The sequence below is a fragment of the Italian clover phyllody phytoplasma str. MA1 genome (assembly GCF_000300695.1).
Classification (GTDB): domain Bacteria; phylum Bacillota_I; class Bacilli_A; order Acholeplasmatales; family Acholeplasmataceae; genus Phytoplasma.
The window spans coordinates 1-464 of record NZ_AKIM01000175.1; the positions used below are offsets into that span (position 1 = coordinate 1).

Sequence of the window (464 nt, forward strand, 5' to 3'; positions counted from 1 at the left end):
ACTTAAATGGATAATTTTAAATTCATTTTCGCTTAATTTAGCTTTCATTTTTTTTAAAAAAATTTCATGATTAACTTGTTTTAACCATAATTGATGAGGGTTAAGGATTTTATAATGCCATGTGTGTTTTTCTTCTTGAAAAGAAGTGTTATTGGTTTTATGAGTTTTTTGAGGAATTGAAGGAGAATGACTTTTTCTTATTAATTCTCTGATTTCTGATTTTATAGTTGGTGTCGCATAAGCGATAAAGTCATAACCTAAATCTTGGTAATTATTTAGGGTTTTGATTAATCCTAAAACCCCTTCTTGGTATAAATCTTGTTTTTGAATTACGTATGGATAATATTTAAATTGCTTAACTAATTTATTTACTAATGGCAAATGTAAATCGATTAGTTGATAACGAATTGTTAAATTCTTTTTATTTTTTAAAAAATCTTTAAATAATTCTTCTCTTAACATTT

Annotated in this window: 1 protein-coding gene; it reads right to left on the minus strand. The window is 24.1% G+C overall.

Annotated elements, in window-relative coordinates:
* Positions 1 to 462: sigma-70 family RNA polymerase sigma factor (locus tag RI01_RS03190; protein WP_017193228.1), on the minus strand; the 462-nt coding region annotated here is incomplete at its 3' end.
* Between the last annotated feature and the right edge of the window lie 2 nt (positions 463 to 464).